General features: G+C 59.2%; 17 protein-coding genes. 10 read left to right on the forward strand and 7 right to left on the reverse strand.

Going from position 1 to position 18,817, the window contains the following annotated elements:
* Positions 1-164: 164 nt before the first annotated feature.
* Entirely contained in the window at positions 165-1,481 is a 1,317-nt protein-coding gene (locus LOY52_RS04810; RefSeq protein WP_047601441.1) for a nucleotide sugar dehydrogenase, read from the reverse strand.
* 811 nt (positions 1,482-2,292) lie between these two features.
* Complete coding sequence (yaaA, locus tag LOY52_RS04815) at positions 2,293-3,072, reverse strand: peroxide stress protein YaaA (protein WP_258678543.1); 780 nt, start codon at positions 3,070-3,072, stop codon at positions 2,293-2,295.
* Positions 3,073-3,370: 298 nt separating this feature from the next.
* On the opposite strand from yaaA, the gene LOY52_RS04820 reads away from it, so the two are divergent.
* The 6 genes from LOY52_RS04820 to LOY52_RS04845 all read left to right on the forward strand — a co-directional run bounded on the left by LOY52_RS04820 (position 3,371) and on the right by LOY52_RS04845 (position 8,672).
* Complete coding sequence (locus tag LOY52_RS04820; RefSeq protein ID WP_408980433.1) at positions 3,371-4,447, forward strand: polysaccharide deacetylase family protein; 1,077 nt, start codon at positions 3,371-3,373, stop codon at positions 4,445-4,447.
* A 337-nt stretch (positions 4,448-4,784) separates the two neighbouring features.
* Positions 4,785-6,179: a PhoH family protein gene (locus LOY52_RS04825; RefSeq protein ID WP_095139594.1), complete on the forward strand. Its 1,395-nt coding sequence runs from the start codon at positions 4,785-4,787 to the stop codon at positions 6,177-6,179.
* Positions 6,180-6,434: 255 nt separating this feature from the next.
* Complete coding sequence (moaC, locus tag LOY52_RS04830; RefSeq protein ID WP_258678545.1) at positions 6,435-6,908, forward strand: cyclic pyranopterin monophosphate synthase MoaC; 474 nt, start codon at positions 6,435-6,437, stop codon at positions 6,906-6,908.
* Positions 6,905-7,147, forward strand: a complete 243-nt coding sequence (moaD, locus tag LOY52_RS04835; RefSeq protein ID WP_258678546.1) for a molybdopterin converting factor subunit 1 — start codon at positions 6,905-6,907, stop codon at positions 7,145-7,147. The genes moaC and moaD overlap by 4 nt, the downstream gene beginning before the upstream one ends.
* A gap of 3 nt (positions 7,148-7,150) precedes the next feature.
* Entirely contained in the window at positions 7,151-7,603 is a 453-nt protein-coding gene (moaE, locus tag LOY52_RS04840; RefSeq protein WP_007965204.1) for a molybdopterin synthase catalytic subunit MoaE, read from the forward strand.
* Between the two features lie 292 nt (positions 7,604-7,895).
* On the forward strand, positions 7,896-8,672 hold the full coding sequence (locus LOY52_RS04845; RefSeq protein WP_258678547.1) for an ABC transporter substrate-binding protein: 777 nt from the start codon (positions 7,896-7,898) through the stop codon (positions 8,670-8,672).
* Positions 8,673-8,781: 109 nt separating this feature from the next.
* On the opposite strand, the gene LOY52_RS04850 is transcribed toward LOY52_RS04845, so the two are convergent.
* From LOY52_RS04850 to LOY52_RS04870, 5 genes are all read right to left on the reverse strand, one after another.
* Complete coding sequence (locus LOY52_RS04850) at positions 8,782-9,408, reverse strand: transcriptional regulator (RefSeq protein ID WP_258678548.1); 627 nt, start codon at positions 9,406-9,408, stop codon at positions 8,782-8,784.
* Positions 9,409-9,500: 92 nt separating this feature from the next.
* On the reverse strand, positions 9,501-10,628 hold the full coding sequence (locus tag LOY52_RS04855) for an FAD-binding oxidoreductase (RefSeq protein ID WP_258678549.1): 1,128 nt from the start codon (positions 10,626-10,628) through the stop codon (positions 9,501-9,503).
* A 152-nt stretch (positions 10,629-10,780) separates the two neighbouring features.
* The gene (locus LOY52_RS04860; protein ID WP_258678550.1) at positions 10,781-11,725 is read right to left on the reverse strand and encodes an ornithine cyclodeaminase family protein; all 945 of its coding nucleotides are present in this window, start codon (positions 11,723-11,725) and stop codon (positions 10,781-10,783) included.
* A 137-nt stretch (positions 11,726-11,862) separates the two neighbouring features.
* Positions 11,863-13,335: an ATP-dependent RNA helicase RhlB gene (gene rhlB, locus LOY52_RS04865; protein ID WP_258678551.1), complete on the reverse strand. Its 1,473-nt coding sequence runs from the start codon at positions 13,333-13,335 to the stop codon at positions 11,863-11,865.
* 96 nt (positions 13,336-13,431) lie between these two features.
* A complete protein-coding gene (locus tag LOY52_RS04870; protein ID WP_258678552.1) occupies positions 13,432-14,088 on the reverse strand; it encodes an alpha/beta hydrolase in 657 nt (218 codons plus the stop codon).
* A 468-nt stretch (positions 14,089-14,556) separates the two neighbouring features.
* Here LOY52_RS04870 and LOY52_RS04875 point away from each other — a divergent pair, with 468 nt between their 5' ends.
* The 4 genes from LOY52_RS04875 to LOY52_RS04890 all read left to right on the forward strand — a co-directional run bounded on the left by LOY52_RS04875 (position 14,557) and on the right by LOY52_RS04890 (position 18,721).
* Positions 14,557-15,588: an amino acid ABC transporter substrate-binding protein gene (locus LOY52_RS04875; RefSeq protein WP_007965188.1), complete on the forward strand. Its 1,032-nt coding sequence runs from the start codon at positions 14,557-14,559 to the stop codon at positions 15,586-15,588.
* Positions 15,589-15,653: 65 nt separating this feature from the next.
* Positions 15,654-16,835: an amino acid ABC transporter permease gene (locus LOY52_RS04880; RefSeq protein ID WP_027610940.1), complete on the forward strand. Its 1,182-nt coding sequence runs from the start codon at positions 15,654-15,656 to the stop codon at positions 16,833-16,835.
* A 10-nt stretch (positions 16,836-16,845) separates the two neighbouring features.
* Positions 16,846-17,943, forward strand: a complete 1,098-nt coding sequence (locus LOY52_RS04885; protein ID WP_007965184.1) for an amino acid ABC transporter permease — start codon at positions 16,846-16,848, stop codon at positions 17,941-17,943.
* Between the two features lie 13 nt (positions 17,944-17,956).
* Positions 17,957-18,721 carry an amino acid ABC transporter ATP-binding protein gene (locus LOY52_RS04890; RefSeq protein ID WP_003221897.1) on the forward strand — a complete coding sequence of 255 codons (765 nt, stop codon included), beginning with the start codon at positions 17,957-17,959 and terminating at the stop codon, positions 18,719-18,721.
* The last annotated feature ends 96 nt before the right edge of the window (positions 18,722-18,817 follow it).

Raw genomic sequence — 18,817 nt, forward strand, 5'->3', positions numbered from 1 at the left:
CTGTGTAGGAGCTGCCGAAGGCTGCGATCTGTTGATCTTTACGGGGTCACTCAGAACTCAAGTGAGCCGGGTAAAGATCGCAGCCTTCGGCAGCTCCTACATTTCGGGTTCACACATTGGTTGCGCGCCGCCTATGAGTTACGCGGCGGCGCGCAACATCTGTGTTACCAGCAGATACCTTCAGTGCGAGTACCCGGGTTGGTGGCTTTGGCCATGAAGCCGACCAGGTCGATGACCTGTTTGCCTTGCGGCGCTTCCTGGGCCAGCGCGCGGAACTTCTCGTCGCGGTTGCCGAGGATGATCACGTCGGAGTTGTCGATCACCGAATCGAAGTCCGAATTGAGCAGGGACGACACGTGCGGGATCTTCGACTCGATGTAGTCCTTGTTCGCGCCGTGAACACGGGCGTACTCGACGTTGCTGTCGTAGATGCTCAGGTCGTAACCCTTGCCGATCAGCATTTCGGCCAGTTCCACCAGCGGACTTTCGCGCAGGTCGTCGGTACCGGCCTTGAAGCTCAGACCGAGCAGGGCGACTTTACGTTTGTCGTGGCTTTCAACGATGTCGAAGGCGTTCTGCACTTGCGATTCGTTGCTGCGCATCAGCGAGTTGAGCAGCGGCGCTTCGACGTCCAGCGAACCGGCGCGGTAGGTCAGGGCGCGCACGTCTTTCGGCAGGCACGAACCGCCGAAGGCGAAGCCTGGGCGCATGTAGTACTGGGACAGGTTGAGGGTCTTGTCCTGGCAGACCACGTCCATCACTTCACGACCATCGACGCCGACCGCTTTGGCGATGTTGCCGATCTCGTTGGCGAAGGTCACTTTGGTCGCGTGCCAGACGTTGCAGGTGTACTTGATCATCTCGGCGACCGCGATGTCCTTGCGGATGATCGGCGCGTCGAGTTCTTCGTACAGCGATTGCAGAACGTCACCCGAGGCCTTGTCGAACTCGCCGATGACGGTCATCGGTGGCAGGTCGTAGTCCTTGATCGCGGTGGATTCACGCAGGAATTCCGGGTTGACCGCAACGCCGAAATCGACACCGGCCTTCTTGCCCGAGCAGTCTTCGAGGATCGGGATCACCACGTTGGCGACGGTGCCCGGCAGCACGGTGCTGCGCACCACGATGGTGTGGCGGGTGGTTTTTTCACGCAGCACGAAACCGATCTCGCGGCACACCGCCTCGATGTAGTTCAGTTCCAGGTCGCCGTTTTTCTTGCTCGGCGTACCGACGCAGATCATCGACAGGTCGGTGTCACGAATCGCCTCGGCGAAGTTGGTCGTACCGCGCAGACGACCGGTCTCGATACCCTGAGCCAGAAGTTCGCCCAGACCCGGTTCAACAATCGGCGACTTGCCGGCGTTGATCATGTCGATCTTGTCTTTGGCAACATCGACGCCAACCACGTCATGGCCCCGTGCAGACAGGCAACCGGCACACACTGCGCCAACGTAACCCAAACCAAATATGCTGATGCGCATCGCAATTACCTCTGTGTTTTATCAAGCCATTAGATGGCCGGAGTTAATGGTGTTCAGCGGTCATAGTGCACTCGAAAGTGCGGCATACAGGCGCCACAATGCCGTGTGCAGGCATACTAAGTTCCGAGTGTCTAAATAAGTGCACTCAAGATGTGCGCAACTAGGCCTTAGTTGTTATGACTTGCCCTGTTATGCAGCGGATCTTCTTGCTGGAAGACGCTTGTGCATGTGTTCAGTCCACCTGATGTCGGGCGAGAAGCCCGTAGATCAAGCGGTTGGGTGCTCAGGCGAGCACAATTACAGGGGCGCAGCCTTGGCCTTGTAGAGGATGTTTATGGTGCGTATCACCTATCCATCGTTAGTTGATCAGATGAGTGAACCATCTAGGCAAGTTGCTGTGACAACTTGGTTACATGGTTCTCCGCTCTGCGTAAGTTATCTCGTACAAACTCGGCGAGAATCGTTACCGGTGGTATGAGCTATGCATTTGGACATAGTTCCTACCCGCTCATCGCGAAAGCTGAAATTTTTTGAAATATTGCCAAAGATGGCACTGGTCTCAATTTGATAGCACTTTCGATTTGGGCCTTTATTAATCGGCGCGTAATCGGGCTAGATAGTTTTGTGCCACTACCGTAAAAAAATTTACGTGCCACTACTGAAAAAAAGTGCGGCTGTCGAGTGAAACTAAAATTAGAATTGGGTAGGACGATTTTATGGCGCCAATAAAACGGCGAAATGTAGCGAGGGATTTTTGACGTCGTGCGAGCTGCACGACTCTTTATAGACAGAGTCGTGCAATGGGCATGCTTTATTCCGGGGCATGGTCGCGCAGAAACACCAGATTGTCCGGTTTCGATTGCTCGGCGCTGTAGCGATAACCCTGCACATCGAACTGCTTGAGCAGGGCAGGATCGTTGATTTTTTCCTGAATCACGAAACGGCTCATCAGGCCACGGGCCTTCTTCGCATAGAAACTGATGATCTTGTACTGACCGTTCTTCAGGTCCTTGAAATCGGCGTTGATGATCCGCGCGTTCAGCGCGCTGCGTTTGACCGCCGAGAAGTACTCGTTGGACGCCAGATTCAGCAGCACGTCGTCGCCTTGTTCGGCGAGCGCTTCGTTGAGCCATTCGCTGATGCGCGTGCCCCAGAACGCGTACAGATCCTTGCCACGGGCGTTGGCCAGTTTGGTGCCCATTTCCAGACGATACGGCTGCATCAAGTCGAGTGGACGCAGCAGGCCATAAAGGCCGGAGAGCATGCGCAGGTGCTTTTGCGCGTAGTCGAACTGAGCTTCACTGAACGATTGCGCGTCGAGGCCGGTGTACACGTCCCCCTTGAACGCGAGCAGCGCCTGCTTGGCGTTTTCCGGGGTGAAGGCGGGCGTCCAACTGCCGAAACGCGCGGCATTCAGGCCGCCGATCTTGTCGGACACGTGCATCAGTTCGCTGATCTGTGCCGGGCTCAGTTCGCGCAGTTGCTGGATCAGCTCCTGAGAATGATCGAGGTATTGCGGCTGGGTAAAGCGCTGGGTCGCCGGCGGTGTTTCGTAATCGAGGGTCTTGGCGGGGGAAATCACCATCAGCATGAAGTCGTCTCCTTTAATCGTGGGGCGATTCTAGGGGGTTGTCCCTGTTGACTCCAGCTATGAGCGTGATAGGTGATCGATGGTGTCATGGAACAGGATCGCAGCCTTCGGCAGCTCCTACAGGTTGCGGTCGACTGATGACTGCCTTTGTAGGAGCTGCCGAAGGCTGCGATCTTTTGATCTTTCTTTTGATTGTCCTGCGATCACCCGCGATATAGTGCCGCGCGGGTTTGGTAATGGAGACACCCCTTTGCGCATTGTTCTTTTATTCACCGCGTGGCTGTTGAGCTTCGGGGCCATGGCGGCGCCGGGCGATGTGGCGACGCTGGATCGCAGCACCTGGCCGGAGCAACTGAGCAGCCCGACGCTGTTCGACGTTGCCTCGCGCGCGGAAATCCTCATGTTCGCTCGGGGCCTGCTCGGCACCGAGGCGCTGGACGAGGCTGCGCTGGCCCAGCGTCTGGGGCTGCGCACGATCAACGTCGACGCGATCAGCAGCCTGCGTCAGCGACTCTGGGAACGTCTGTTGGCCAACTACAACTTCGCCCAGCAGAGCTGCGATCAGGATGCCTCGTTCTGCTTCCTCGTCGAAGACCTGCCGACCCTGCGCGAGCAGGCCGCCAAGTTCGTGGTCAGCGACGACAGCTATTACACCAGGTGGGCCGAGCCGAGCCGGCTGTTTCATCTACAGTACCTGGACGAGCTGATGCGCAAGGCTGCGCTGTCACCGCAGACCAGCAGCGAAGTCGATCAATTCGGCGACTACGAGCGCAATGGCGACGAGATGCACGACCGGCTGTTTCTGCTGAGCTTCGACAGCGCCGCCAATCTGCAACCGGACAACACCGACTGGATTGCCGATTACCTGCGCAAATCCAACCTCAGCGGCACGTTCTTTCTGTTGGGCAAGGACGTGCAGACGCGACTGGCGGATCGCTCGGTGAGCAATCTGCAATCGGAGTTCTCGAAACAGTGTGTGGGCGTGCAGGGTTGGGAGTTCCGTTCCCACAGCTATTGGCAGGACTGGCAGGACTCGGTGCGCCGCAGCAGCGATCTGGTGAAGAACAAGTTGCCGGAGAACTATGTGCCGCTGTTTCGTCCGCCGGAGGGGCAGCGCCGCAGTGATGCCGGCAGCTTCTTCCGCAGTCAGGGCCTGCAAGTGGCGCTGTGGGACATCGATGCCCAGGACGGCGCCGGCAAGCTCAAGGGCGCACAGAGTGCGCAGCGGGTGCTGACCCTGATGCTGTTGTGGCGTCACGGGGTGATCAATTTCAACATGAAACAGGATACGGTGAAGACCGCGTTGCCGTGGCTGATCACGCAAACTGCGCAAAGCGGCATCGGCTTTGAGGATTGTCAGGACGGGTTTCGCTGACAAACGGAAAAAGCCCGGAAACATTGGGCTTGGGGCGATTTTTCCAGAGAATTCGATGCAGGCGGACTTCCGACTTTAGCGGGGTCTGGACGGTCCGCCAAGGGCTTTTCGTCACTCTGCAAAATAAACTTAAAAAAACCGTCAAAGTGCTTTTTTATGTCATGGGTTTTGGAGTATTACGAAGACAGACCGCCGAAACCTGCAACACAGGTGGCGTCTTCCAAGACTCCTTTTGTGTGCAGTTCATCCAGGCCCTCGTGGATGAATTCGGCAGTCACTTCGAGGCGCAGCACCGCCCAGGTATTGCGTCGAATGGCTCCCACAAAGGTGACCGAGTATGGATGATCACGGACGTAGCCCTTCTTCCAACCAGCCAATCCTTTATGTACTCGATACCAACGTATTGATTCACGATCCAAATGCCCTGCTGAATTTCGAAGAACACCACGTCGCGATCCCGATGACCGTGCTCGAGGAGCTGGACAAGCTCAAGAGCGGACATCACAGCGTTGCTGCCGAATGCCGCCAGGCGATCCGGCTGATCGACAAGACCCTGGGCGATGCCTCCCCCGAGGACGTCGAGCTGGGGGTGCCGATTCAGCGCGGCAAGGGCGGACCGAAGGGCTTGCTGTCAATTCTGATGAGCAAACAGGCCGAGTCGAACCTGATTCTGCCCGAGCATCTGAACGACAACAAAATCATCAACCAACTGATCGACCTGCACACCCGTGATCCGAAGAAGGCCGTGGTGCTGGTCACCAAAGACATCAACATGCGCCTCAAGGCGCGCGCCTGCGGGATCGCGGCCGAGGATTACAGCACCGACCAGTTGGTCGATGACGTGTCCCTGCTGCCCAACGGTTATCACAACATGACCGGCTCCTTCTGGGACCGCGTCAGCAAAGTCGAAACCCGTCAGGATCACGGCCGCACCTGGCATCAGGTGCAGTTGATCGACAACCTGCCGGCGGTGCACATCAACGAGTTCATCATTGACGAGCAAGGTTTTGTCGGCTGGATCAAGGAAATCCAGGAAGACAAGCTGCTGATCCTCGACCTGCATCAGGAACCGCTGCTGCATCAGGAAGCCTGGGGCCTCAAACCGCGTGACATCTACCAGAGCCTGGCGCTGTATGCCTTGCTGGATCCGGACATTCACCTGGTCAACCTGTCGGGTGCAGCGGGTTCCGGTAAAACCATTCTGGCGCTGGCTGCGGCGATCGAGCAGACCATGGTCAGCAAACGCTATCGCCGGATCATCGCAACTCGTAGCGTGCAGGGTCTGGATCAGGAAATCGGCTTCCTGCCGGGTACTGAAGCGGAAAAAATGGAGCCTTGGCTGGGCGCCATCACCGACAACCTCGAAGCCTTGCACATGGATGACGAAAACACCCATGGCAGCGTCGATTACATCCTCAGCAAAGTGCCGTTGCAGTTCAAATCGCTCAACTACATTCGCGGTCGCAGCTTCCAGCAGAGCCTGATCCTGATCGACGAATGCCAGAACCTCACGCCGCACCAGATGAAAACCATCATCACCCGGGCCGGCGCCGGTTCCAAAGTGGTGTGCCTGGGCAACCTGGCGCAAATCGATACCCCTTACCTGTCCGCGACCAGCTCCGGGCTGACCTACCTGACCGAACGCTTCAAGGATTTCCCCAACGGTGTGCACATCACCCTGCAAGGGGTGCCACGCTCGATTCTGGCCGAATACGCCGAATCGCATCTGTAATCCTTCCAACAAAACCGGGCGGCCAAAAGCCGCCCGGTTTTTTATGCCTGAACCACAAATCCCTTGTTTGATGCCAGCCTGATGAACACCACCGATCCACTGTAGGAGCTGCCGAAGGCTGCGATCTTTTGACTTTGATTGTTAAAAACAAGATCAAAAGATCGCAGCCTGCGGCAGCTCCTACACGAAGAATTCGTACGTGCGGAAATTTGACCCACAGGTTTACAATCCACGCTCCTGATCAGGAGTAATCCCGTGCTGACTCATCTCGATTCACAAGGTCGCGCCAACATGGTCGACGTCACCGAAAAAGCCGTGACGTTCCGTGAGGCGACGGCCCAAGCGCTGGTGCGCATGCTCCCCGAAACCCTGCAGATGATCGTCAGCGGCGGCCATCCCAAGGGCGACGTGTTTGCCGTGGCGCGCATTGCCGGCATACAGGCGGCGAAGAAAACCAGTGATCTGATCCCGCTGTGCCATCCGCTGATGCTCACCGGGGTCAAGGTCGAACTCAGCGCTGAGGGCGCCGACAGCGTGCGCATCGTCGCGCGCTGCAAGCTGTCGGGGCAGACCGGCGTGGAGATGGAAGCACTGACCGCTGCCAGCGTCGCCGCACTGACCATCTATGACATGTGCAAAGCCGTGGATCGCGGCATGGTCATCGAAAGCGTGCGTCTGCTGGAGAAGGTCGGCGGCAAAAGCGGGCATTTTCAGGCGGAGCAGCCATGAAGCTGACGGTTAAATTCTTTGCCCGTTATCGTGAAGCGCTGGGCGTGGACGCGGTCGAGATCGAAGGTGATTTCGCCACGGTCGACGCTGTGCGTGCGCTGCTCGCGCAACGTGATGGCGCCGAAGTGCTGAGCGAACAGAACCTGATGTGTGCGCGCAACGAAGACCTGTGCCAGCTCGACGAGCCAGTGAGCGATGGCGACGAAGTGGCGTTTTTCCCCACCGTGACCGGAGGCTGAAGCATGGCAATTCGGGTGCAGTCCACGGCGTTCGATCCCGGCGCTGAAGTCAACGCGATGCACGCGGCGAATGTCGGTGTCGGCGCGGTGGTGAGCTTTGTCGGCTACGTGCGCGACTTCAATGACGGGCTGGATGTGGCCGGGATGTTCCTCGAACATTATCCGGGCATGACCGAAAAAGCCCTCGGCAAGATCGCCGTCGAGGCCGAGCAGCGCTGGCCGCTGTTGAAGCTCGAAGTGCTGCACCGCATCGGCGCGCTGGAGCCGGGCGAGCCGATCGTGTTTGTCGGCGCGGCCAGCGCCCATCGCCAGGCGGCGTTCGACGCCTGCGCCTTCGTCATGGATTACCTGAAAACCCGCGCGCCGTTCTGGAAGAAAGAGAACACCAGCGACGGCCCGCGCTGGGTCGAGGGGCGTGACAGTGATCATGCCGCTGCGGATCGCTGGAAAAAATAGTTTTTATAGCGCCTTCAAGTCCGTCTTCGCGAGCAGGCTCGCTCCCACATTGGATCTTCATGAACGCAGATATTGTGTTCGCTACAGATCCCCTGTGGGAGCGAGCCTGCTCGCGAAGGTGTCACCTGCATCACCAAAATCCTCTTTCTTTGCCCAATTGACGGAATGTACATATAAGTCCAACATGGATTTATAAGTACAAAAAAACGTCAATCTTGCCGCTCGTAGCTCCCTGCTCCCAGCTGCTCTTCTTCGTCTTGCCAAACCAACAACAACCCGCGAGAGAACGAACATGAAGAAACTCCCCCTGATCACCGGTCTGGCCCTGAGCCTGTTGGCGTGCACCAGCTCGTTTGCCGCCGAGAAAACCCTGCGCATCGGCATCGAGGCCGCTTATCCACCGTTCGCTTCGAAAACCGACAAGGGTGAAATCGTCGGTTTCGACTACGACATCGGCAACGCCCTGTGCGCGCAGATGAAGGTCAAGTGTGTGTGGGTCGAGGGTGAGTTCGATGGTCTGATTCCTTCGTTGAAAGTGAAGAAAATCGACATGGCTTTGTCGTCGATGACCATCAACGAAGACCGCAAGAAGTCGGTGGATTTCACCCACAAGTACTACTTCACGTCGTCGCGACTGGTGATGAAGGAAGGCGCCACGGTCGATGACCAGTACGCCAGTCTCAAGGGCAAGACCGTCGGCGTGCAGCGCGCGACCACCACCGATCGTTATGCCACCGAGGTGTTCGAGCCCAAGGGCATCAACGTCAAGCGCTACGGCAATAACGAAGAAATCTACATGGACCTGGCAGCCGGGCGGCTCGATGCGATTTTCGCCGACACCATCGCGCTGAACGACTTTCTGTCGATGCCACGCGGCAAGGGCTACGCGTTTGTCGGGCCAGAGCTGAAGGATCCGAAGTACGTGGGCGAGGGAGCGGGGATCGCGGTGCGCAAGGGCAATACCGAGCTGGTCGGCGAGTTGAACACGGCCATCGACGGGATTCGTGCGAGTGGCGAGTATCAGAAGATTTCCCAGAAGTATTTCAAGTCCGACATTTACGGCGACTGATTTACCGCTTTCGCGAGCAGGCTCGCTCCCACATTGGATTTATGGCATTCACAAATCCCTGTGGGAGCGAGCTTGCTCGCGAAGAGGCCGGAACTACCAATGAAAATCTCTAGCCCTTCAATTCCTTCAAATGCTTGTACACCGTCGCTCGCCCCATGTTCAGCACATTGGCCACATAGTTCGAGGCGCTCTTGCCCTTGAACGCGCCTTCGGCGTGCAGGGCCAAAACCAGTTCGCGCTTGTGATCGCGGGTCAGCAGATTCAGGCTCAGCTGGCGCTCGCGCAGCCACGCGTGGAGGAAGGTGTTGATGCGTTCCTGCCAGTCATCGCGAAACAGTGAATCCGGCTGCGGGATCAGTTTGCTCGGCGACAGGAACAGATCCAGCGCAGCCTTGGCATTTTCGAACAACGAAATATTCAGATTGATGCACAGCACCGCCAGCGGCCGCTCGTCGCTATCGCGCAGCACGGTGCTCAGGCTGCGAATCTTCTGGCCGTCCCAATTGAGCTTTTCGTACGGGCCGATGTTGCGCTCACTGATCTCCTCGCTGAGCATGTCTTCAAGCGATGAATCGTCGCCGATCTCGCGCTTGGACAGGTTGTTGGCGATGTAGTCGACCTTCTGTGTGCGCAGGTCGTGCAGCACCACTTCGGCGTGGGGAAAGAACAGCGTGGCGATGGCGTCGGCGATGGCACGGAAGTTATCCAGGGCCGGATCGAATTCGGGGGCGGTCATGATTGTGGAGCTCCAGGCGGCGTCAGCGCCCCCGTGCACGGGGGCGTTGCGAGTGTGCCGCAATCCGTTGGGCGCGTCATCCGCAGGGGCCATCAGCGCAGTCGTGAAGGGGAGAGCATGGCGCTGCTCAGGCCGAACTCTTGCAACGACTCAGGCAACGGCTGACCACGCACCAATGCCGCGCTGGCCTGGCCCATGGCTGGTGAAGTCTGAATACCGTAACCGCCCTGCGCTGCGACCCAGAACAGCCCCGGCACCTGCGGATCGAAACCGCTGAGCAGATCACCGTCGGCGACAAAGCTGCGTAAACCGGCCCAAGTGCGGGTCGGGCGGCGGATGGTCAGGGTTGTGGCCTCTTCGATCTGGTAGATGCCCATGGCGATGTCCAGCTCTTCCGGCTGCACGTCATGCGGTTCGACCGGATCGGCGTTGGCTGGCGAGCCGAGGAACATCCCGGCGTCGGGCTTCATGTAGAACGATTCGTCGAGGCTGACCAGCATCGGCCAGTGATGAATGTCGACGCCCTCGGGGCCGGCGAAAATGAACGCCGCGCGACGTTTCGGTTGCAGGCCCAGCGCTTGGGCGCCAGCCAGTGCACCGATCTGGTCGGCCCAGGCGCCGGCGGCGTTGATGATGACCGGCGCGCTGAAGGTCTGGCCGTTGGTTTGCACCTGCCAGAGGCCCTCGGCGTCGCGCTTCAGGCCCAATACCTCGCAATCGGTGTGCACCTCGCCATTGTTGCGGCGGATACCGCGCAGGTAGCTCTGGTGCAGGGCGTCGGTGTCGATGTCGCTGGCGGTCGGGTCGTAGATCGCGCCGTGGACCTTTTCCCGACGCAGGATCGGCAGACGGGCGCAGGCTTCGTCGGCGCTGAGCAACTGCATCTCTGGCACCGTGGCTTTGGCGCTGAGGTACTGGTTGTTCAGCTCGGCGGCGTCACCGCTGAAGTCCACGGTCATTTCGCCGCGCGGCGTCAGCAATGGGTGCTCGCAAAAGCCGCTCGGCGGATGGTCGAAAAACTCGCGGCTGGCCAGCGTCAGCGCGCGCACCTGCGGTGTTCCGTACGCAGCGGAGTACAGCGCCGCCGAACGTCCGGTGGAGTGGTAGGCCGGGTGCGACTCACGTTCGAGCACGATCACTTTGGCGTGGCGCGACAGCCAGAAACCGGTGGAGGCGCCGGCAATCCCGCCGCCGATGATGATGAAATCTGCCTGGCTCATGAAATCTCTCCGGTGTTTACGCAATATCAAGGCGTTCACTATTCCACTGTGGGAGCGAGCCTGCTCGCGAAAGCGCTGTATCAGTCGACATCTTCGGTGAATGTCAGACCGCATTCGCGAGCAGGCTCGCTCCCACAATGGGATGTGTGGTGTCAGTTATTTAATTGATAAACCGCATTGGCCAGCGCAATGTCTTCCAGGCCCAGGCCAATTGAACGGAAAAACACGTGACGTTCGTAACCGGGGCGCGGCACTTTCTCGCTGAGCAGGTCGGCGAGGTCACCGACAATCGCAGACTTGTCCCAGCCATGCTGCTCTCTCGCGATCAACATCTCACCCGCCGAGCCTGGCGTGGTCAGCCGATAATCACAGAACACCTGCATGTCGCCCAGGCTCTGCGGCGGCACTTCATGGGCGCGTGGTGCGTTGGTGCTGATCGAGGTGATCAGCGCCGGTTTGCTCAAGGTCGCCGGGTCGATCACTGGGCCGGCGGACGAGGTGCAGAGCATGATCACGTCCGCGTCCGTGAAGGCGACATCGCGGCTGTCGGCAATCTTCACCCCCGGGTAGATCTCTTTCAGCAGCGCCCGGGTTTCAGCGTCTTCAGACAGACTCGGCGAATACACGCTGATGCTCTGCCAGTCGCGCAGACCTTTCACGTAATGCAGATGCGCCTGGGCAACCTTGCCGCTGCCGATGATCGCCAGCCGCGAAGCATTCAGCGGGGCGAGGGCGTCGACTGCAACGGCGGTGGTCGCTGCAGTGCGTGCGGTGGTCAGCTCGCCAGCATCGCAAAGCAATAGCGGTTGGCCGGTTTTCATCGACATCAATAGTGTCCACGCCGTGACCAGTGGCCCTTGCTCGCGGACGATGTACGGCGACGTCTTGACCCCGTACACGCCATCCTCGGCCAGCACCCCCAGATAATTGATGAAGTCGCCGGCGCCCTGCGGAAACTCCACCAATTGCTGCGCCGGTTGCACGGCGTGGCCGGCGGCGAGGTCGCGAAACAGTTTGCGCAGGATCTGCGGCACGTCGATGCGCGCCAGCAACTCGCGGGCCTGATGTTGATCGATTACGAAAGGCGTATTGGACATGTCAGGCTCCGGCATCTAGATCTAAACTAATTTGTCTATTATGGACTTATAGTTATCTATCGCAAGCACCTGTTGAAAACGCCGGGCAAAAAAAAGCGCAGTCCGTTGCCGGCTGCGCTTTTTGCGTTACGGGTCGTTTATTGCGGCTGTGGGCGCTTGCGTTCCACTGCACGCAACAGGTGCGTCGGCGGTGTTTCACAGCTGATCTTGCGACCGAGCTTCTCTTCGATCGACGGCAACTGGTAGGAGTCGTCTTCGCCGGCGAAGCTGATCGACACGCCGTCAGCGCCCGCGCGACCGGTACGGCCGATGCGGTGCACGTAGTCGTCCGGCACTTCCGGCAGGGTGAAGTTGATCACGTGGCTGATGCCGTCGATGTGGATGCCGCGACCGGCGACATCGGTGGCCACCAGCACGCGGATCTTGCCTTCGCGAAAGCCTTCGAGGGTCTTGATGCGCTTGTGCTGCGGCACGTCGCCGGACAGTTGCGCGGCGTTGATGCCGTCGCGCACCAGGCGCTCTTCGATGCGGCGCACTTCGTCCTTGCGGTTGGCGAAGACGATCACGCGTTCCCAGCCGTTGTCGTTGACCAGGTTGTAGAGCAGTTTGTATTTGTCAGCCGCGGCCACCGCATAGATGTGCTGTTCGACGTTCTCGTTGGCCACGTTGGTGATTTCGATTTCGACGATTGCCGGGTCGGTGGTCCATTGCTTGGCCAGGTTCATCACGTCTTCGGTGAAGGTCGCGGAGAACAGCAGGGTCTGACGCTCGGACTTCGGCGGGGTCTGACGAATGATCTGCCGCACTTGCGGGATAAAACCCATGTCGAGCATGCGGTCGGCTTCGTCCAGCACCATCACTTCGACCATGTCCAGGTGCACGTCGCCGCGCTGGTTGAAGTCGAGCAGACGGCCCGGGGTGGCGACGAGGATGTCGCAGTGGCGCGCTTCGAGGTGCTTGAGCTGCTTGTCGAAGTCCATGCCGCCAACGAACGTCATCACGTTGAGGCCGGTGTACTTGGTCAGGTCGGCAGCATCCTTGGCGATCTGCACCACCAGCTCACGGGTCGGCGCGATGATCAGTGCACGGGGTTCACCCATGTAGCGTTCTTTCGGCGGCGGCGTCTGCAGCAACTGAGTGATGATCGAGATCAGGAACGCGGCGGTCTTGCCGGTACCGGTCTGCGCGCGGCCGATGGCGTCTTTGCCGGCGAGGGTGAAACCCAGCACCTGCGCCTGGATCGGCGTGCAGTACGGAAAGCCCAGGTCCTGGATGGCGTGCATCAGTTCCGGAGCGAGCTTGAAATCGTGAAAGCGGGTTTTGCCTTCCTGGGGTTCGACGACGAAATCTTCGAGCTTCCAGGGAATGACCGGTGCCTTGGGCTTCGGTTCGCGGCGCGGCCGGGGTGGTTTCGGCGCTTCGGCGCGGACCGGTTCGGCGGCGATGGCAGGTTGCGGCTCGGGCTGGGGTGTCGCTACCGGAGCCGGACGTTCAGCCTTGGGCGCAGCGCCGCGAGGGCCGGGGGCGTGCGACGGCGCACTGGGGACTGGCGCGAGCTGCTCAGCCTCGCTTTTACCGAACATTTTCTTGAGTGCTTTGAGCACGGTCATCTCATCAATTGGTTAAGGAATGTACGCCGGCCAGTGTAATGCAAGAAACGGGCGCGGCGTAGTGGGATGATCAAAGGGGCGTTCGCGCTGAAACGATCAACGCAGGCGTTCGCCCAGCCAGACGCCGATGTCGCGAATTTCCTCGGGTAACACTTCGTGCTCCATTGGGTATTCCTGCCATGTCACGGTGACACCATGCTTCACCAAATGCTCAAAGGCACTGCGCCCCATCGAGTTCTGCACCACGCCGTCGAACTGGCCGTGCAGGCACAGCGCAGGAATACGCTGCTGACTGGCTGAAAGCTCCATCTCGTCAGTGAAGGTCGGGGCGTAGGTGGACAGGGCAAGTACGCCACCCAACGGACCTTGCCACTTTATGTAAGCGGTGTGCAGAACGACGGCGCCCCCTTGGGAAAACCCGGCGAGAAAAATCCGCGAAGCGTCTATTCCGCTGGCGCGCTCCTTTTCGATCAATTCAATGATGCGATCCGCCGACGCTTCCAACTGCTCACGGTCAATCGACCGTGCCGGGCTCATGGCCTTTATGTCGTACCAGCTCGGCATCTCGTAACCACCATTGATGGTGACGGGCAGGGTCGGCGCTTGCGGCAATACAAAGCGTGTACTCAGCAGGCTTTCCTGCAGCGCTTCAGCCACTGGCAGGAAGTCATAGCGATCCGCGCCGAGGCCGTGCAGCCAGATCACGCAGGCGTCTGCGGGCTTTTGGGGTTGAAGAATCAGGGGCTCGTGCATGGCTGCTCCAAAAATGTGCGGGCGCTCTCAATAAGTGCGTGATTTGCGTGCGCGCCCGGTCGATCCGTTAACAAGATGTCGCAAGGCTACAAGTTTTGCTATTGACCTGTCGCGCAATCGCTTCAGCAAGCGGTGTGGTACGGGCTTTGCTATGGAGGATTCTGTACGAAGCGTCCTACGCCTTGCGGTAACACTATCAGTGTACGTCTTGCGACGGGATTGCAAAGAATCCGGTGATGGATGTTCGCCAATGGCCGCTACGGGCAAAGCGAACGTGAAAGGGCTACAGCCCGTTCGGCCGATTGGTGAGAAGTGAGTTGTCCATGATGTGGATTTTCTCCTACTAGACTCATAGCGAAGGTCTTACGTCGGTTGACCCCAAAAAAAGCCAACACGGGTCAACAACGCCTCAAAAGGGTGCGACTGGACTCAAGCTCCGACACAACAAGAGCAAAACTGGAGGTTTGAATGAAGATGTTGAAATCCACTCTGGCGGTCGTGACTGCAGCAGCAGTACTCGGCGTCAGCGGGTTCGCTCAGGCGGGTGCAACCCTGGATGCCGTGCAGAAGAAAGGTTTCGTGCAATGTGGCGTGAGCGACGGTCTGCCGGGTTTCTCGGTGCCGGACGCTTCGGGCAAGATCCTCGGGATCGACGCTGACGTCTGCCGCGCGGTGGCCGCTGCCGTATTCGGCGACGCCAACAAGGTCAAGTTCAGCCAGTTGAACGCCAAGGAGCGCTTCACCGCGCTGCAGTCCGGCGAAATCGACCTGCTCTCGCGCAACACCACCATGACCAGCTCGCGTGACGCCGGCATGGGCCTGAAATTCCCGGGTTTCATCACTTACTACGACGGCGTGGGTTTCCTGGCCAACAACAAGCTGGGCGTGAAAAGTGCCAAGGAACTGGACGGTGCAACCATCTGTATCCAGGCCGGTACCACCACCGAACTGAACGTCTCCGACTACTTCCGCGCCAACGGCCTGAAGTACACCCCGATCACTTTCGACACCTCCGATGAAAGCGCCAAGTCGCTGGAATCCGGTCGTTGCGACGTGCTGACCTCCGACAAGTCGCAGCTGTACGCACAGCGCAGCAAACTGGCTTCGCCAAAAGACTACGTGGTACTGCCGGAAACCATCTCCAAAGAACCACTGGGCCCGGTCGTGCGTAACGGCGACGACGAGTGGCTGGCGATCGTGCGCTGGGTTGGCTACGCGCTGCTGAACACTGAAGAAGCCGGCGTGACGTCGAAAAACGTGTTGGAAGAAGCCAAATCCACCAAGAACCCGGACGTCGCCCGTCTGCTGGGTGCTGACGGTGAATACGGCAAGGACCTGAAACTGCCGAAGGACTGGGTTGTGAAAATCGTTTCGCAGGTCGGTAACTACGGTGAAATCTTCGAGAAAAACCTCGGCAAGAGCACTCCGCTGGAAATCGACCGTGGCCTGAACGCGCTGTGGACGAACGGCGGCATTCAGTACGCACCACCAGTGCGCTAATGGTTCTATCACCCGGCGGGCCAACCGCCGGGTGATGTTCTGTTCCATTTCTTCCGGGGCACTTCATGCAAAATTCAATCGGCGCACCAAAGCAGAGGCTCAGCCTCAGCGATCCGCGAGTGCGTGCGTGGCTGTTTCAGATCATCACCGTCGTGGCGGTGGTCGCCATGGGCTGGTATCTGTTTGACAACACCCAGACCAACCTGCAACACCGGGGCATCACTTCCGGTTTCAGCTTTCTGGAGCGCAGTGCCGGGTTCGGCATCGCTCAGCACCTGATCTCCTACACCGAAGCGGACAGTTACGCTCGGGTGTTCGTGATCGGCCTGCTCAACACCCTGTTGGTGACCTTCATCGGTGTGATCCTGGCGACCCTGCTGGGCTTCATCATCGGTGTGGCGCGGCTGTCGCCGAACTGGATCATCAGCAAACTGGCGACCGTGTATGTGGAAGTGTTCCGCAACATTCCGCCGCTGCTGCAGATCCTGTTCTGGTACTTCGCGGTATTCCTGACCATGCCGGGACCGCGCAACAGCCACAACTTCGGCGACACCTTCTTCGTCAGCAGCCGTGGCCTGAACATGCCGGCCGCGCAAATGGCTGACGGCTTCTGGGCGTTCTTCATCAGCGTGGTGCTGGCCATCGTCGCCATCGTGCTGATGTGCCGCTGGGCCAACAAGCGTTTCGAAGACACCGGCGTCCCGTTCCACAAGTTCTGGACCGGCCTGGCGATCCTGCTGGTGATCCCGACCTTGTGCGCGCTGATCTTCGGTGCCCCCCTGCACTGGGAAATGCCGCAACTCAAGGGTTTCAACTTCGTCGGCGGCTGGGTGTTGATCCCGGAACTGCTGGCGCTGACCCTCGCCCTGACCGTGTACACCGCAGCGTTTATCGCGGAAATCGTCCGTTCCGGGATCAAGTCGGTCAGCCATGGCCAGACCGAAGCGGCGCGTTCGCTCGGCCTGCGCAACGGCCCGACCCTGCGCAAGGTGATCATTCCGCAAGCCCTGCGGGTGATCATTCCGCCACTGACCAGCCAATACCTGAACCTGGCGAAAAACTCCTCGCTGGCCGCCGGTATCGGTTATCCGGAAATGGTTTCGCTGTTCGCCGGCACCGTGCTCAACCAGACCGGTCAGGCGATCGAAGTCATTGCCATCACCATGAGCGTGTACCTGGCGATCAGTATCAGCATTTCCCTGCTGATGAACTGGTACAACAAGCGCATTGCGCTGATCGAGCGGTGAGGAAACGCGCATGACGACCCATACTTTCAAACCCGACATGCCACCGCCGGCCAAGGTCTTCGGCCCGATGGCATGGATACGCGCGAACATGTTCTCCAGCTGGCTCAATACCCTGCTGACCCTGTTTGCGTTCTATCTGATCTACCTGGTGGTACCACCGATCCTCAGCTGGGCGATTCTCGATGCCAACTGGGTCGGCACCACCCGCGCCGACTGCACTAAGGACGGCGCCTGCTGGGTGTTCATTCAGCAGCGTTTCGGCCAGTTCATGTACGGCTACTACCCGACCGGCCTGCGCTGGCGCGTCGACCTGACCGTGTGGCTGGCGGTGATCGGTGTGGCGCCGCTGTTCATCTCGCGCTTCCCGCGTAAAGCGGTGTACGGTCTGAGCTTCCTGGTGATCTACCCGATTGTCGCCTGGTGCCTGCTGCACGGTGGCGTGTTCGGCCTAGACGCCGTGGCGACCAGCCAGTGGGGCGGTCTGATGCTGACCCTGGTCATCGCCACCGTGGGTATCGCCGGCGCCTTGCCGCTGGGGATCATTCTGGCGCTGGGCCGGCGCTCGAACATGCCGGCGATTCGTGTGGTCTGCGTGACCTTCATCGAGTTCTGGCGCGGCGTGCCGTTGATCACGGTGCTGTTCATGTCCTCGGTAATGCTGCCGCTGTTCCTGCCCGAAGGCATGAACTTCGACAAGCTGCTGCGGGCGTTGATCGGGGTGATCCTGTTCCAGTCGGCCTACGTCGCCGAAGTGGTGCGCGGCGGTCTGCAAGCGATCCCCAAAGGTCAGTACGAAGCGGCTGCGGCGATGGGCCTCGGTTACTGGCGCGCCATGGGCCTGGTGATTCTGCCGCAAGCCCTGAAGCTGGTGATTCCGGGCATCGTCAACACCTTCATTGCGCTGTTCAAGGACACCAGCCTGGTGATCATCATCGGCCTGTTTGACCTGCTCAACAGCGTCAAGCAAGCCGCTGCCGACCCGAAATGGCTGGGCATGGCCACCGAAGGCTACGTGTTCGCCGCCCTGGTGTTCTGGATTTTCTGTTTTGGTATGTCGCGCTATTCCATGCATCTGGAACGCAAGCTCGACACTGGCCACAAGCGTTAGGAGTTCTCTGTAAATGAGCGAAGCAATCAAAAAGCCTGTCGGCCCTGAAGGCATTATTCAGATGCAGGGCGTGAACAAGTGGTACGGCCAGTTCCACGTGCTGAAAGACATCAACCTCAACGTCAAACAGGGCGAGCGTATTGTCCTGTGCGGCCCCTCGGGCTCCGGCAAGTCGACCACCATCCGCTGCCTCAACCGTCTGGAAGAACACCAGCAGGGCCGCATCGTTGTCGACGGCGTGGAGCTGACCAACGACCTCAAGCAGATCGAAGCGATCCGCCGCGAAGTCGGCATGGTGTTCCAGCACTTCAACCTGTTCCCGCACCTGACCATCCTGCAGAACTGCACGCTGGCGCCGATGTGGGTGCGCAAGATGCCCAAGCGCAAGGCCGAGGAAATCGCCATGCATTACCTGGAGCGCGTACGCATTCCGGAGCAGGCGCATAAATTCCCGGGGCAACTGTCCGGCGGTCAGCAACAGCGTGTGGCGATTGCACGCGCGCTGTGCATGAAACCGAAAATCATGCTGTTCGACGAACCGACTTCGGCACTCGACCCGGAGATGGTGAAAGAGGTGCTGGACACCATGATCGGTCTCGCCGAGGACGGCATGACCATGCTCTGCGTGACCCACGAAATGGGCTTCGCCCGCACCGTGGCCAACCGTGTGATCTTCATGGACAAGGGCGAAATCGTCGAACAGGCGGCGCCGAACGACTTCTTTGACAACCCGCAGAATGACCGTACCAAGTTGTTCTTGAGCCAGATTCTGCATTGATTTCAGGCTGATGCGTAAAACAAACCCGGCCCTGCGCCGGGTTTTCTTTTGCCCGCGATTCACGTCTTTACCTGTGTAGGAGCTGCCGAAGGCTGC

The sequence above is a fragment of the Pseudomonas sp. B21-051 genome (genome assembly GCF_024748795.1).
GTDB lineage: Bacteria > Pseudomonadota > Gammaproteobacteria > Pseudomonadales > Pseudomonadaceae > Aquipseudomonas > Aquipseudomonas putida_A.

Bases quoted from the DNA above. Each gene is read 5' to 3' on its own strand.
- LOY52_RS04825 (WP_095139594.1), top strand. From the start codon at position 4,785: ATGGATGATCACGGACGTAGCCCTTCTTCCAACCAGCCAATCCTTTAT.
- yaaA (WP_258678543.1), bottom strand. From the start codon at position 3,072: ATGCTGATGGTGATTTCCCCCGCCAAGACCCTCGATTACGAAACACCG.
- LOY52_RS04845 (WP_258678547.1), top strand. From the start codon at position 7,896: ATGAAGAAACTCCCCCTGATCACCGGTCTGGCCCTGAGCCTGTTGGCG.
- LOY52_RS04870 (WP_258678552.1), bottom strand. From the start codon at position 14,088: ATGCACGAGCCCCTGATTCTTCAACCCCAAAAGCCCGCAGACGCCTGC.
- LOY52_RS04810 (WP_047601441.1), bottom strand. From the start codon at position 1,481: ATGCGCATCAGCATATTTGGTTTGGGTTACGTTGGCGCAGTGTGTGCC.
- LOY52_RS04875 (WP_007965188.1), top strand. From the start codon at position 14,557: ATGAAGATGTTGAAATCCACTCTGGCGGTCGTGACTGCAGCAGCAGTA.
- LOY52_RS04850 (WP_258678548.1), bottom strand. From the start codon at position 9,408: ATGACCGCCCCCGAATTCGATCCGGCCCTGGATAACTTCCGTGCCATC.
- LOY52_RS04890 (WP_003221897.1), top strand. From the start codon at position 17,957: ATGAGCGAAGCAATCAAAAAGCCTGTCGGCCCTGAAGGCATTATTCAG.
- moaD (WP_258678546.1), top strand. From the start codon at position 6,905: ATGAAGCTGACGGTTAAATTCTTTGCCCGTTATCGTGAAGCGCTGGGC.
- moaE (WP_007965204.1), top strand. From the start codon at position 7,151: ATGGCAATTCGGGTGCAGTCCACGGCGTTCGATCCCGGCGCTGAAGTC.
- LOY52_RS04820 (WP_408980433.1), top strand. From the start codon at position 3,371: ATGGCGGCGCCGGGCGATGTGGCGACGCTGGATCGCAGCACCTGGCCG.
- LOY52_RS04860 (WP_258678550.1), bottom strand. From the start codon at position 11,725: ATGTCCAATACGCCTTTCGTAATCGATCAACATCAGGCCCGCGAGTTG.
- rhlB (WP_258678551.1), bottom strand. From the start codon at position 13,335: ATGACCGTGCTCAAAGCACTCAAGAAAATGTTCGGTAAAAGCGAGGCT.
- LOY52_RS04855 (WP_258678549.1), bottom strand. From the start codon at position 10,628: ATGAGCCAGGCAGATTTCATCATCATCGGCGGCGGGATTGCCGGCGCC.
- LOY52_RS04880 (WP_027610940.1), top strand. From the start codon at position 15,654: ATGCAAAATTCAATCGGCGCACCAAAGCAGAGGCTCAGCCTCAGCGAT.
- LOY52_RS04885 (WP_007965184.1), top strand. From the start codon at position 16,846: ATGACGACCCATACTTTCAAACCCGACATGCCACCGCCGGCCAAGGTC.